The organism is Streptococcus sp. D7B5 (assembly GCF_029691405.1).
Classification (GTDB): Bacteria; Bacillota; Bacilli; order Lactobacillales; family Streptococcaceae; genus Streptococcus.
Map to the genome: position 1 here is coordinate 1,765,169 of NZ_CP121467.1, position 13,384 is coordinate 1,778,552.

Consider the following 13,384-nt stretch of genomic DNA (forward strand, 5'->3'; position numbering starts at 1 on the left):
TGACTGGCTTTTTACTATAATATCAAAGATTGGCCTAATTGTAGATATAATATATATTAAGCTATTTATATCAGTTTACCGATATAAATAGTTCAAAATTGAATGGCTAGGTTATAGAATGGTGCAAATACGTGTATTTTTAAGTTAATATACTTGAATAGATTGTATTGAAATGTTATAATATATCAGATAAACTCTAGTTAGTGATAGGGGTTGTCAAAATAGTATGATGTAATCTCTTAGGGAGATTAGAAATAAAAATTTCATATAGAAAAGAGGAGAAGAAATGTCGAAAAGCAAAGCGTTAAACATGCTTTCTAAATTTTCTGCGTTAACTTTTGCTATTTTAGCTCTAGCATCTGTTTTGGTAGGGATTGTTAAAGCAGATAATCCTGTTTCAAAAGAATTGACACAAGTAATTACAGGCATCGATCTATTAGATGCTTCAGACACTAAGCAAAATGTGAGTTCAGAAGGAGATTTCTCGCTTCGTACGAATTTAGCATATAAGCTTCGCGTGACCTTTGATCTCAAACAGTATAATGAACATCTGAATAATGGAGATTATTTTACCTTTGATATACCTGCTCCTATGGCAGTTTATGAAGGGAGTCAGGATTTAATTGATCCGACAACAAAAGTTACTATTGGAGAAGCAGAAGTGACTTCAAATGGTACTGATCAAGGTGGGAAAGCAAAAATCACCTTAAAAAACTTGGATAAATATCTAGAGAAAACTGGTGGAGATAAGGTAAAGGATGTGTCAGGGAATTTTTCTGTTACTTTTAGATTCTTAAAGGATCAGAATAAAACCCGTATTAACTTTAATTCATCCTCATTGAAGCAAGAAGTGACTCACATTTATTCCTCAAAAACAATCGATGGTCCCAAAGTTGGTACTGAAAATTATGCTAAAATTGGGGGTCGTGCTGCCCTTGAAAGTTGGAACTCTCCAAAACTGGCTGAGATTGGTTCGGTTAGCAAGGGAGATGCATGGTCTACCTGGCGTGTACGTGTAAATACAGAGAAACAAGACTTAGGACAAAATATTGTATTACATGATACTATACCAAATGATGATACTAGTTACACTCCTGCACAGTATATTCCTGAGACTCTAAAAGTGTATAAGGCAAATATCACTGTTGGGACTTCTGCTGTTCCAGATGATGCAGTTTTGTTAACTGAGGGACAAGACTATACCGTTTCGTGGAACGAAAACTATACTTCATTTGATATCATTTTTAAAGATGGAACGACCTCTTATATAGTCTCTTATAACACAACAACTCCTAATGATGGAAGTAAAGTAGGAAATAGGGTTGCTCTGTCATTGGCTGACGGGACTAAATTAGCACAGAATACAAGTCGTCCGGGAGCACTTGATATGACAGCTGAGGCGACGTCTTTGATTTCTGGAACGATTGTAGCATCTACTGCTTACCAAATTAAGATTCATAAGACTGATGCCTTCACTCTTGCTCCGGTTTCGGGTGCGGTATATACTGTGACAGCAGCAGATGATGCAAGTGAAACAACAGAAGTGACTACGAATGAAAAAGGAGTAGCGCTTACGAAAACTTATGATCAGAAATGGGAAGGTAAAACGTTTAAGATCAAAGAGAAGACTGCCCCAGCAGGTTATAAACTAGATGAAAAAGAGTATACAGTTAAACTCGGTGCTGCGGGTTCTACTATTCATCTTAAAGATGAACCTGTTCCAGCTGTATTCAATGTGACGGCTAAGAAAGTAGTAGAAGGACGTACAGATAAACTTCCAAAAGCGGATGAGTTTACCTTTAACCTATTTTCTGCAGAGAACTTGAAGGACCCTGTAGCCACAGCAAAATCAAAAGCTGATGGAACTATTACCTTTGAGAATCTCCAAGTAAAAGGTGCGGGAACTTATCACTACATCATCAAAGAGGACACTTCAACAGCAGTTGCAGGCGTTACATTTGATACAGAAGCCAAGGAAGTTACTGTAGCAGCAACTTTCCAAAGTGGAGTTTTAACAGCAACTGTCACATCTGCAGAACCAACTTTCACTAACACTTATAAAGTAACTCCAGCTAAAGAAACTATCACAGCTAAGAAAGTCTTGAACGGTAAAGAACTTGAAGCTGATAAATACGAATTCGAACTTAAAAAAGGTGAAGAAGTCGTTGCGACAGCTAAAAACGCTGCAGACGGCACCGTTACTTTCAAAGAAATTGAGTTCGAAACAGCAGGTGATTACACTTACACTATCACTGAAAAAGCAGGTAGTGAAAAAGGTGTGACATACGATACTGTTAAACACGAAGTTAAGGTAAAAGTTACAGATAACGGCCAAGGTCAACTTGTTGCAACTGTTACAGGTAACAACCCAACCTTCACCAACACCTATAAAGCAGCTAAAACAAGTGCAACGATCACAGCTACTAAAGTCTTGGATGGTAAAGCCCTCGAAGCTGATAAATACGAATTCGAGCTTAAAGAAGGTGACAAAGTCGTTGCGACAGCTAAAAACGCTGCAGACGGTACTGTTACTTTCAAAGAAATCGAATACAATGAAGCAGGCGACCACACTTACACTATCTCAGAAAAAGCAGGTAGTGAAAAAGGTGTGACATACGATACTGCTAAACACGAAGTTAAGGTAAACGTTACAGATAACGGTCAAGGACAACTTGAGGCAGCTGTTACAGGTAACAACCCAACCTTCACCAACACTTATAAAGCAGCTCCAGCAAAAATTGCTATTGAAGCTAAAAAAGTTTTGAATGGTAAAGAGCTGGAGATAGATGAGTTTGAGTTTGAACTGAAAGAGGGTGACAAGGTTGTTGCGACAGCAAAGAATGCTGCTGGCGGATTGATTCGTTTTTCTGAAATTAGCTATTCAACAGCAGGAGTATATAACTATACTATTACAGAAAAGGTTGGCAATAAACTTGGTGTAACTTATGATAAAACAGAACATCCAGTAACTGTAGAAGTGAAAGATAATGGCTCAGGTCAACTTGTCGCGACAGTTACAAGTGAAACACCGGTCTTCGTTAATGACTATAAAGCAGAACCTGCACAAGCTACAATCAAAGCTAAGAAAGTCTTGAAAGGTAAAGCGCTTGAAGCTGATGCTTACACATTTGAACTGAAAGAAGGTTCAGACCTTGTAGCTACGGCTAAGAATACTGCCTCAGGAGAAGTTGTCTTCAACGTCACTTTCTCAGCAGCAGGCGATTACGCTTACACTATTACTGAAAAAGCTGGTGACGATAAAACAATCACTTATGATCAAAATGCGTATGAAGTGTTCGTCACTGTTGCGGATGATGGTAAAGGCCAATTGGTTGCGACTGTAGAAGATGCGGATACAGAACGGGTCTTCACAAATACTTATACAGCACCAGTTCCACCGGCGCCAACAGCTACATCAGCAACACTTGAATTTACGAAAGAATTGACTGGTCGTACTTTGGTTGATGGTGAGTTCCAATTTGAATTGTACAAAGATGGACAAAAAATTGATACAAAAACAAACCAAGGTGGAAAAGTAACATTTAATGCAATCAACTATGATGCAGAAGGTGAGTATACTTATACTGTAAAAGAAGTGAATGCTGGAGCAACTGGTATTACTTATGATACAGAAAAGACTGCGGTGGTAAAAGTAACCAAAGATGCAGCAACCAACGCTTTGAAGGCAGCTGTTGAATATCCAGCAGGTAATGTCTTCAAGAATAGCTTCAAAGCACCAGTAGTAGAAGCTACGATTGAAGCAACTAAGAAACTTGAAGGTAAAGAACTTGCGACAGACGCTTATACTTTCGAATTGAAAGAGAAAGGTGCCGTTGTAGCTACAGCTAAGAATACTGCCGAAGGTAAAGTAGCCTTTGTTCGTTCATTCGAAGAAGCAGGTACTTACACTTATACCTTGGTTGAAAAAGTTGGTACTGAAGAGGGTATTGAATACGATAAGACTGAGCATACTGTAACAGTAACAGTAGTTGCGGATGGTCAAGGTCTCTTGACTGCGACTGTCTCATATGCAGATGGTAAAGCAGTTGTATTTACAAATAAATACACTGTTCCAACACCAACACCAGAACCAAATCCAGCACCAACACCAAATCCAGCTCCAAATAATCCAGGAACAACGCCAGATCCAGCACCAACGCCAGATCCAGCGCCAAATAATCCAGGAACAAATCCAACTCCAGGAACAGAACCGACTGATCCAGGACAAAAAGAGGATCCAAAACCAGCACCTCCAGCTACTGAGACTAAAGGTAAAGCTGAACTTCCAAACACAGGGGAAGCAACCTCTGTCCTTTCTGCGCTTGGATTTGTAGTCTTGGCATTGAGTGGATTGGTATTCTTCGTAAAACGCAAAGCTTAAGCTTTTGTAGAAGAAACATGAAACTTGGTAAGTGAGAATATTTCTTCTCTCTTAAACTTGATAGAGGAAGTCTCTAGAAAATTCGTTTTCTAGGGGCTTTTTTTGTACTTCAAAAAATTTTTTAAAAAAATAGTCAAATTTGGTCAAAAAGTTATTGACTTTTACTGACTAAAGTGGTATAGTAGAAACATAAGGAAAATGAATTCCTTAGAAAACTTCATTTTCAATGATCCTATTTCTTGAAAATGTATGATAGATACCCTAGAAAGGGGTGAGGCCTATGTTAAATCTAACAGATTTTGAAAAGAAGATGATAAAAGGCTTATTTAAGAAAGAAAAACCAGAAATTATACGTAGGGTAGCTAGTTAGCTAGTCTAAAATTTTTAAAACAAAGGTCAAAGATAGTCAATATCAGAGATCGCATATAATTAAGAATAAACGAGGTAAAGAATATGAACAACAACTTTAATAACTTTAACAACATGGATGATTTATTTAACCAATTGATGGGAGGTATGCGAGGATATAGTTCTGAAAATCGTCGCTACTTGATTAATGGACGTGAAGTGACACCTGAGGAATTTGCTCACTATCGTGCAACTGGTCAATTGCCAGGAAATGCAGAATCTGATGTGCAAATGCAACAACACGCTTCAGGTATGAAACAAGACGGTGTCCTTGCTAAACTAGGTCGTAACTTGACCGCAGAAGCTCGTGAGGGCAAGTTGGATCCTGTTATCGGACGAAACAAGGAAATTCAAGAAACATCTGAAATCCTCTCACGTCGTACGAAAAATAATCCTGTTCTGGTCGGAGATGCAGGTGTTGGTAAGACAGCCGTTGTAGAAGGTCTAGCACAAGCGATTGTGAATGGAGATGTTCCGGCTGCCATCAAGAACAAGGAAATTATTTCTATTGATATCTCAGGTCTTGAGGCTGGTACTCAATACCGTGGTAGCTTTGAAGAAAACGTTCAAAATCTAGTCAATGAAGTAAAAGAAGCAGGGAATATTATCCTCTTCTTTGATGAAATTCACCAAATCCTTGGCGCTGGCTCAATCGGAGGAGACAGTGGTTCTAAAGGGCTTGCGGACATTCTCAAGCCAGCTCTCTCTCGTGGTGAATTGACCGTTATTGGAGCGACAACTCAAGACGAATACCGTAACACCATCTTGAAAAATGCAGCTCTTGCTCGTCGTTTCAACGAAGTCAAGGTCAATGCTCCTTCAGCAGAGGATACCTTTAAAATCCTTCAAGGGATTCGTGACCTCTATCAACAACACCACAATGTCATCTTGCCAGACGAAGTCTTGAAAGCAGCAGTGGATTATTCTATCCAATACATTCCTCAACGTAGCTTGCCAGATAAGGCTATTGACCTTGTAGACGTAACGGCTGCTCACTTGGCAGCTCAACATCCTGTAACAGATGTGCATGCTGTTGAACGGGAAATTGAGGCAGAAAAAGACAAGCAAGAAAAAGCAGTTGAGGCAGAAGACTTTGAAGCAGCTCTCAATGCTAAAACTCGCATTGCAGAATTAGAGAAAAAAGTCGAAAACCACACAGAAGACATGAAAGTGACTGCCACTGTCAATGATGTGGCCGAGTCCGTAGAGCGTATGACTGGTATCCCAGTTTCTCAAATGGGGGCATCTGATATCGAACGCCTAAAAGATATGGCTCATCGTTTGGAACACAAGGTTATCGGCCAAGATAAGGCAGTAGAAGCAGTGGCTCGTGCTATTCGTCGTAACCGTGCTGGTTTTGATGAAGGCAATCGCCCAATCGGTAGCTTCCTCTTTGTAGGTCCAACTGGGGTTGGTAAGACCGAGCTCGCTAAGCAATTGGCACTGGATATGTTTGGAACTAAGGATGCTATCATTCGTTTGGATATGTCTGAATACAGTGACCGCACAGCTGTATCTAAGTTAATCGGTACAACAGCAGGTTATGTGGGTTATGATGACAATAGCAATACTTTGACAGAACGTGTTCGTCGTAATCCTTACTCTATCATTCTCTTGGACGAAATTGAAAAGGCGGATCCTCAAGTAATCACCCTTCTCCTTCAGGTCTTGGATGACGGTCGTTTGACTGATGGTCAAGGAAATACAGTGAACTTCAAGAACACGGTCATTATCGCGACATCAAATGCTGGATTTGGCTATGAAGCTAACTTGACAGAAGATGCAGATAAACCAGAATTAATGGATCGTTTGAAACCATACTTCCGTCCAGAATTCCTTAACCGCTTTAACGCAGTTATCGAGTTCTCACACTTGAATAAGGAAGACCTTTCTAAGATTGTGGACTTGATGTTGGCTGAAGTCAACCAAACCTTGGCTAAGAAAGACATTGATTTGGAAGTCAGCCAAGCAGCTAAGGACTTTATCACAGAAGAAGGCTATGACGAAGTTATGGGTGTTCGTCCTCTCCGTCGCGTGGTTGAACAACAAATTCGTGATAAGGTGACGGACTTCCACTTGGATCATCTAGATGCTAAACATTTGGAAGCAGATATGGAAGATGGCGTTTTGGTTATTCGTGAAAAAGCCTAACTCAAGATTTTGAGAATAAAAAAAGAAGGAACTAGCTAAAAGCTGGTTCCTTTTTGTGTTTAGATGACATGGCGCTCAAAGGCATCATCTGAGATTCCTTGTTCCAGGATGAGTTTTGCCCATTCTTTAGCAGAAAAGAGGCTGTGGTCCTTGTAGTTTCCGCAAGATTCGATGGTTGTTCCAGGGACATCTTCCCAAGTAGTGGTTTCAGCAATTTCCTTGAGCGAATCCTTGATAACAGCTGCAATTTCAGCACTGGTATGGCGACCCCACATAATCATGTGGAAGCCTGTGCGACAACCAAATGGTGAACAGTCAATCATGCCGTCAATTCGGGTACGGATGAGTTTGGCCAAGAGGTGTTCGATAGTGTGAAGCCCAGCAGTAGGGATAGAGTCTTCATTTGGCTGTACCAAGCGAATATCAAAGTTGGAGATGATGTCTCCCTTTGGCCCCGTTTCTTCCCCAATCAAGCGAACATAAGGTGCTTTAACAATGGTGTGGTCAAGTTCAAAACTTTCAACAATAACTTCTTTTGACATGGTAAATCCTTTCAGTTTTCTTCTTTCATTATAACATAAAGGGTGCTGTTGATGGAGTTTGATAAATGACTTTTTATAATAAAGTCTCTATACATAAACCTCAGAATTATAAAGAAAGAATGGAGAGAAGAATACCTTGTGAAAGAAAAGTTTAGTTTTTCTAGTGGAACTCAGGTGACTTTTGAAAAGTGGATCAACTTTTTCTGAAATTTCTGTTTAATCTCTGAACTAATTCTGAACTAGATTGGGTATACTGGAGAAAATAAAGATAAAGGAGTTCAGTATGGAACATATTGTAAAAATTGATCGTGTTTCTAAAAAATATGGAGACAAGCAAATTTTAAAGGATATTTCTTTTACAGCTAGGAGTGGTCGCATTACGGCTTTTCTAGGACATAATGGTGCAGGAAAAAGCTCGACCTTGAGGATTCTCTTGGGCTTAGATCGGGCGACAGCAGGAACTGCGACTTTTGATGGACAAACCTATCAGTCAATGATTTATCCTCTCAAAACAGTAGGTGCAGCTTTTGACGGTATTGGAGGTCTGCCAAATAGAAAGGTTTACGACCATCTGCATATTATTGCTGCAAGTAATGCTATTCCGAAGTTTCGGATTGATGAGGTATTGGATATGACTGGGATCGCTCATAAGAAAAAGGATTTCTTATCAAGCCTGTCTCTAGGAGAGGGGCAGCGCCTGGGGTTGGCAGTAGCTTTACTAGGTGATCCTCAGTTTCTTATATTAGATGAGCCGACTAATGGACTAGATCCAAGTGGGATTAAGTGGTTTAGAAGGTTCATTCGCCAGCAGGCTGATTTTGGGAAAACCGTCCTTCTATCCTCTCATATCCTGTCTGAGGTACAAATGGTAACAGATGATGTAGTCTTGATTCATCATGGGCAAATTATCGAACAGGGAACGCTAGAAGATGTATTACAAGGAACAGATAGTTTAGAAGAGCTCTTCTTCGACTTAACAGAGGAGGTTTAAGATGAAAGAGACGATGTCCTTATTGCATTCAGAATGGTTGAAAATCCGATCAATCAAGGCTTTCAAAGTGAGTGTGGCCTTCATGCTACTATTGGTGCCTGTCGTATCCTGGTTGGAGGGCCGACAATATCTGTCTATCGGCTTGGATGCTACACCTGAGACGGTTCCTAATCTGATAAACGCCATTGATCCGCTTGAATATCTAGGTCTTAATGGCGCTTCTATGGCGGTCATGGTTTTGGTCATTTTAGCTGGAATTTTGGGAGCTATGGAATTTCAGTCTCATAGCTTGCGAACCAGTCTATTGGCTTGTAATAACCGCTTGAAGCTACTTATGGGGAAAATATTGACCTTTGGTTTGTTTTCACTCATCATTAGCTTGTTATCCATTTATTTGAGCTATATGGTCATGCATCTGGCTTTAGGAAAGGAAGGGCTTGATCCGATTTTGCTCAATCAGGCAGCTTGGAGTTTGATTTTGTGGAAAACCTTATCTCTAACCCTCTTGGGGATCCTTTCATTTTTGTTAGGTTTATTGGCTCGGACCATGCTAGTTTCTCTGCTATTTCTCGTACCCCAGATCTATAATCTGGGAAACTACCTAGCTGCTCACACGAGTTGGGGAGCTTATCTGCCACAACCAGCAGGAGAGTTGTTTGCGGCAACGCCAACTTCCCAATATGCCAACAATCCCTTGCAAGGACTCTTGATACTAAGCGTATGGCTGCTAGTCATCGGCGGCATGGCTTCTCTGCGCTTTTTGAAGACGGATTTAGGAGGGCGATACTGATGATAAAAGCTCTGCTTAGAAGTGAATGGATTAAGTTCCGTTCTTACTATCTCGCTCTTGCTGCAGCCTTGGTGGTTCTGGTAGTCGTTCCTTTTTTCCTGATGAATCTTGACTATAGTCAGACAGCAGTTGGTCAGACGAAGGCTCTGAGCGAGGTTTTGCATGCCCTCTATCTGGCGCAGCCTGTCATCGTCATCTTCACTTCTCTCTATTTTGCCCAGGAGTTTGTCAAGTCTGGGATGCGAACGAATTTTCTAACCGTATCAAATAGAAAGGCTTGGTTGGCTGGGAAATTCCTTTTTCTGGCCGTTCTGCTCTTGGTTTTCTACAGTGTCATGATAGGCAGCTGTTTCTTTGTTATGCTGGCTCGATTTGACCTAGACTTTAGCTGGTCCTTACTGGGGAAATTCCTTTATTACAGCTCTTTTGGTCTTTTTAGCAATCTTTTTCTGGCTTTTTTAACTGCCGGCCTCGCTTTGCTCTTTCAATCTTGGGTTGTGCCGGTGTCGGTGCTATTTCCTCTCTTGATTGGTCTTAGCCGTTTATTGGCAACTTTTATCAAAGAAGCAAAGTACCTGCCCGATCTGGCTACGCTAAATCTTTTTGAGTTTGAAGGGCTTCAGCATTCAATAGATCTATCAGGGTTGGGAATACAGCTGTTCTGGCTAGCTTTGATTTGGAGCTCTGCTATATTCTTGACCTTGAAACGAGATGTTCGCTAGAGGTATGCTATAATGGAAATCATGAGACAGTATCGTATTTTGGTGGTTGATGACGACCGGAGCATTTTAAAGCTGGTGAAAAACGTCCTAGAGCTCGATGCTTATGACGTGACGACGCTTGATCGGATAGAAGAGCTAGAGCTGACGGATTTTGTAGGATATGATTTGATTCTGCTAGATGTGATGATGGCGCCTGTTAATGGTTTTGAGCTGTGTTCCTACATTCGTCCTCATCTTTCGTGTCCAATTATCTTTCTGACGGCTAAGGAGTTAGAGGCGGACAAGGTGGAAGGGCTCTTTCGCGGAGCAGATGACTATATTGTCAAACCTTTTGGGACCAAAGAATTGCTGGCGCGTGTCAGAGCTCATCTTCGGCGGGAGGAAAGACGGGAGGAGCGCTATTCCGAAATTGCTTCTTGTCAATTTTATCCAGAGCTCTATGAAGTTGCCTGTTTTGGTAAAGTCTTGAAATTTTCAGAGCGAGAGTTTAAGTTGCTACATTTACTAGCTAGCAATCCCAAGCAGACCTTTTCAGCTGAACGCCTGCATACCTTGCTTTACCCAGAAAGCTCAGAAACACAGCTTCGCTCTATCTCAGAATACGTATATCAGATTCGCCAAAAATGCAAACAAGAAGGTCTGCAAGCAATCGCAACAGTGAGAGGAGTAGGCTATAGATGGCAATTAGAACCCGAAATTTCAAAAGCCTAGTCTGGACAACTAGCTTGAAAATCGTCTTTTTTCATGTTTTGATTTTTGTGCTTATAGGCTATGAATTTACGCAAGGAAGTGATTACGTTCTTTTCACCTTGTTCTTCTGGGCAGGGAGCTTGCTGCTGATTACTTTTTATCATATTTTGAAATTGCTCCGAAAAATCGACAGGGAAATAAAAATGCTAAAGAGCGAGAAGCTTTTAGAAGAAAATCAAAGTCAGCTTTTTCGGATTGAGGAAATGCTAGAAGTTTATAGCGATTTACGGAGCAGCCACCAAGAAAATGCTCATCTTCTAGAAAGAGAGCAGCAGCATAATCAGGAGTTGATTTTACAGCTATCAGCGACATCGCACGATTTGAAGACGCCCCTAACTGTAATTAAGGGGAATGCTGAACTCTTGGAATTGGCGCAGTTAGGCCAGCCACAGGCAGACTATGCTTCTGAGATTTTGCAGGCCAGTCACAAGATGGAAGAGTATTGTGGCTCTTTGATTGATTACGCTAAGACTTTTCAGATTGATTCTAATCAGTTCATTCAGCTTTCCTTAGGGGATTTTTTGGCTTATCTACAGGATGATTGGGCACTGTTCAGCAAACAGGAAAGCTATCATTTTTATCTCCAAGAAGATTGTGATCTTAGCTTGAGATTGTCCATTCATTTGGACTATCTCAAGCGGGCTTTGCTCAATATCTTACTGAATGCGCTTGAACATGCTAATCAGGACCAAAAGGAAGTCAAGCTAACGGTATCAGTGCAGCAGGACCAGTTGGTTTTTGCTATCTGGAACAATGGCCCTGCATTTTCTGAGGAGATGCTGCTGGGAGCAGAACTGCTCTTTTACCAGAGTGACCAAAGCCGCAATTCAACTAATCCCCATCATGGTATCGGCTTAGCCTTTTCTAAGCAGGTAGCTCTCTTGCATGGTGGTCGTCTGACCCTGATCAATCTAGACCAAGGAGGAGCCTCTGTCGAGTTGACAATTTCATTGAAATAAATGAGAATGGAAAATCATAAAAACGCATAATACCAAGTGTCCAAAAGACTTGATATTATGCGTTTGATTTTTTTTATTATGTAAAGATTTACTGGATTTTTCTCTCAAATGGAGTTTTTGTCCAGCCTTGTTTATTTATTTGCGATACAAGCGATCGTATTGGTAGTAAGGGTCAAAGGTTACGTTGATACCTAGTTTGCGAAGGACATTCTTGTCTTCATCGGTCAAAATGATGGTTGAGTGGGCTTCGCTTCCTTTGAGATTCCCAAGTTCCTCCATGGCACGCGCAGCGTCAGGATTTTCCATAGCTGTGATTGCAAGTGCAATCAGGATTTCATTTGAGTGGAGGCGAGGATTGCGACTACCGAGATGATTGATTTTAAGACCTTGAATTGGTTTGACGACTTCAGGTTCGATTAATTTTACTTCCTTAGCGATGTTAGCTGATTTTTTGATGGCATTGATCAAGGCTGCAGCTGTAGGACCAAAGAGTTCAGAGTTCTTGCCAGTGACGATTTCCCCATTTGGCAATTCGAGAGCAAGGGCAGGCCCACCAGTTTCTTCTGCTTTTTGGCGTGCAGCGACAGCAACCTTACGGTCTGCAGGTGTGATACCGAGGTCGTTCATGAGAAGTTCAATTTTCTTGACAGCAGTTTCTCCGACTTTTTCAGCTTTAAAATCAAGAACAGTCTGGTAGTAGCGACGGATGATTTCTTGTTTAGAAGCTTCGATAGCAGATTCATTATCAGTAATAGCGAAGCCAACCATGTTGACACCCATGTCTGTTGGTGAAGCGTATGGAGATTCACCTAGGATACGTTCCAACATACGCTTGAGCACTGGGAAAATTTCGATATCACGGTTGTAATTGACAGTGGTTTCTCCGTAGGTTTGGAGATGGAAAGGGTCAATCATATTAACATCATCAAGGTCTGCGGTTGCAGCCTCGTAGGCCAAGTTGACTGGATGATGAAGGGGTAGGTTCCAAACTGGGAAGGTTTCAAACTTAGCGTAACCAGACTTGATGCCATTGAGTTGGTCATGGTACATATTGGACATACAAGTTGCCAATTTTCCAGAACCAGGTCCAGGAGCTGTCACGACGATCAAGTTACGACTGGTTTTGATGTAGTCGTTTTTCCCCATACCTTCAGGAGAAATGATGTGGTCCATATCGGTCGGATATCCTTTGATCGGATAATGAAGATAAGAATCAATCCCGTTTTTATCTAACTGGTTGCGGAAGGCATCTGCAGCGGGTTGTCCAGCGTATTGTGTGATGACAACCGAACCAACAAAAATTCCCAGCTCATTGAATTTGTCAATCAAACGAAGAACTTCTTGGTCATAAGAAATGCCTAGGTCACCACGCGCTTTAGAATGTTCGATATTGCTTGCGTTAATGGCGATCACAACTTCAACCTTCTCTTTCAATTCTTGCAAGAGCTTGATTTTATTGTCAGGCTCATAACCAGGAAGAACGCGAGCAGCGTGGAAATCTTCTAACATTTTGCCACCAAACTCCAAGTAGAGCTTGCCGTCAAATTGGTTAATGCGCTCCAAAATGTGGTCGCGCTGTAGATTCAAATATTGTTCAGAACTAAAAGCTTGTTTTTTCATTTTTTTACCTCTGACCTCTATTATAATAAAAAATTGGAAGATAGGAAACTACGGAGTCAAAAAAGAAATC

9 protein-coding genes are annotated in these 13,384 nt (G+C 41.0%); 7 read left to right on the forward strand and 2 right to left on the reverse strand.

From position 1 onward, the window contains the following. Positions 1-286 precede the first annotated feature (286 nt). Both P8P68_RS08635 and P8P68_RS08640 read left to right on the forward strand, forming a co-directional pair. On the forward strand, positions 287-4,381 hold the full coding sequence (locus P8P68_RS08635; protein WP_278275872.1) for an FctA domain-containing protein: 4,095 nt from the start codon (positions 287-289) through the stop codon (positions 4,379-4,381). A 453-nt stretch (positions 4,382-4,834) separates the two neighbouring features. After that, positions 4,835-6,940 (forward strand): ATP-dependent Clp protease ATP-binding subunit, encoded by a 2,106-nt coding sequence (locus P8P68_RS08640; protein ID WP_001063368.1) that lies wholly within the window; start codon positions 4,835-4,837, stop codon positions 6,938-6,940. Between the two features lie 59 nt (positions 6,941-6,999). On the opposite strand, the gene P8P68_RS08645 is transcribed toward P8P68_RS08640, so the two are convergent. Beyond that, positions 7,000-7,482: an S-ribosylhomocysteine lyase gene (locus P8P68_RS08645; protein WP_000032544.1), complete on the reverse strand. Its 483-nt coding sequence runs from the start codon at positions 7,480-7,482 to the stop codon at positions 7,000-7,002. A 283-nt stretch (positions 7,483-7,765) separates the two neighbouring features. On the opposite strand from P8P68_RS08645, the gene P8P68_RS08650 reads away from it, so the two are divergent. From P8P68_RS08650 to P8P68_RS08670, 5 genes are read left to right on the forward strand one after another with little or no spacing between them, the layout of a single operon-like run. Beyond that, the gene (locus tag P8P68_RS08650; protein ID WP_000400161.1) at positions 7,766-8,473 is read left to right on the forward strand and encodes an ATP-binding cassette domain-containing protein; all 708 of its coding nucleotides are present in this window, start codon (positions 7,766-7,768) and stop codon (positions 8,471-8,473) included. Between the two features lies 1 nt (position 8,474). Continuing rightward, the gene (locus P8P68_RS08655; RefSeq protein WP_042902878.1) at positions 8,475-9,263 is read left to right on the forward strand and encodes an ABC transporter permease; all 789 of its coding nucleotides are present in this window, start codon (positions 8,475-8,477) and stop codon (positions 9,261-9,263) included. Then, a complete protein-coding gene (locus tag P8P68_RS08660) occupies positions 9,263-9,985 on the forward strand; it encodes a lantibiotic ABC transporter permease (protein WP_278275873.1) in 723 nt (240 codons plus the stop codon). The genes P8P68_RS08655 and P8P68_RS08660 overlap by 1 nt, the downstream gene beginning before the upstream one ends. Positions 9,986-9,997: 12 nt before the next feature. Further along, entirely contained in the window at positions 9,998-10,696 is a 699-nt protein-coding gene (locus P8P68_RS08665) for a response regulator transcription factor (RefSeq protein ID WP_084856625.1), read from the forward strand. After that, entirely contained in the window at positions 10,663-11,694 is a 1,032-nt protein-coding gene (locus P8P68_RS08670) for a HAMP domain-containing sensor histidine kinase (RefSeq protein ID WP_278275874.1), read from the forward strand. Before P8P68_RS08665 ends, P8P68_RS08670 begins: the two co-directional genes overlap by 34 nt. Positions 11,695-11,829: 135 nt before the next feature. On the opposite strand, the gene P8P68_RS08675 is transcribed toward P8P68_RS08670, so the two are convergent. Continuing rightward, positions 11,830-13,314, reverse strand: a complete 1,485-nt coding sequence (locus tag P8P68_RS08675) for a DUF1846 domain-containing protein (RefSeq protein ID WP_000743564.1) — start codon at positions 13,312-13,314, stop codon at positions 11,830-11,832. Positions 13,315-13,384: the final 70 nt, after the last annotated feature.